Origin of the sequence: Kitasatospora putterlickiae (genome assembly GCF_039527695.1) — a bacterium.
Classification (GTDB): Bacteria; Actinomycetota; Actinomycetes; order Streptomycetales; family Streptomycetaceae; genus Kitasatospora; species Kitasatospora putterlickiae.
The window spans coordinates 18,366-19,581 of record NZ_BAAAKJ010000216.1; the positions used below are offsets into that span (position 1 = coordinate 18,366).

Here is a 1,216-nt window from a genome sequence, read left to right on the forward strand (position 1 = left end):
CGCCAGCAACCGGGCGACGGCGGCGGTCTCCGCGCCGGCGGGGCGGGAGGCGAGGAAGTCCCGGTAGTGGGCACCGGGTTGCCGTGGTGCGGCGGCCAGGGCGGCCGGGTCCTCGGCGTGGATGACGGCCAGCGCTCCGAGCCGGGCCTGTTCGGCGAGCGCGGCCTCCAGTCCGGCCGCGTCCAGGTGCGGGAACTCGTCGACACCACTCGGCGCCAGGAAGGACTTGAAGCCGAACACGCCCGCGCGGTACAGGGGTTCGAGATCGGCGAGGTTGCCGGGGACCGCGCCGCCCCAGAAGCCGACGTCCACCCAGGCCTGGCCGTCGGCGGCCTTCCGCTTGGCTTCGAGGGCGGCGAGCGTGGTGGTGGGGGGAATCGAGTTGAGCGGCATGTCGACGATGGTGGTGACGCCGCCAGCCGCGGCGGCCCGGGTGGCGGTGGCGAAGCCCTCCCACGTGGTGCGGCCGGGCTCGTTGACGTGCACGTGGGTGTCGACCAGGCCGGGAAGTAGGGCGGCTTCGCCGAGGTCGGTCAGCCGGGCGCCGTCGGACGGAAGGGAGCCGTGCGCGGCGATCCGCGCGATCCGCCCGCCCCGGATCAGCACGTCCGCCGGGCGTTCGCCGCCCGGCAGGACCACCCGGCGGGAGCGGATCACCTCGGACTCGCTGAAGGGCACGGGGCCTCCGGAACCTGGACGCGGGCGGGACGGGTCGAGGCGTGGGTCAGGAGCGTAGGCCCGCCTTCGACAGGGCGTCAACGGAGGTGACGGCGGCGCGACGGGCGTCCGCTACCGGCCCAGCAGGTGCGCCGCCAGCCGCTCCCCCGCGACCTCGGCCAACTCCCCCGCCCTGACCAGGCCTTCGGCCGGGCTCCCGCCCAACTCGCCGAGCGCGTAAGCCGCGACGAAGCCGGCCGCCCGCCACTCGGATTCGGACAGCTCCACCCGCCCCGCCACGACCGCCACCGGGACCCCCGCCCTGGCGGCAGCCGCGGCGACCCCTGCGGGGGCCTTGCCGTGGAGGGTCTGCGCATCCAGGCAGCCCTCGCCGGTGACCACGAGACGCGCCCCCCGCACCGCCTCCTCGAAGCCCAGCAGGTCGAGCAGGAACTCGATGCCGGGTCGCATGGTGGCGCCCAGCAGGGCCAGCGCGGCGAAGCCGACACCGCCCGCCGCACCGGCGCCGGGGGCGTCGCGGACGTCCCGTCCGGTGGCG

Annotated in this window: 1 protein-coding gene and 1 pseudogene; both read right to left on the bottom strand. The window is 76.5% G+C overall.

Annotated features, from left to right (window positions below; genetic code table 11):
* Positions 1 to 678: pseudogene (locus tag ABD308_RS21515) on the bottom strand (amidohydrolase family protein); the annotation flags it as partial.
* A 111-nt stretch (positions 679 to 789) separates the two neighbouring features.
* Positions 790 to 1,216 (bottom strand): glycerate kinase (locus ABD308_RS21520; protein WP_344337646.1); only part of this gene is annotated, 427 nt, incomplete at its 5' end.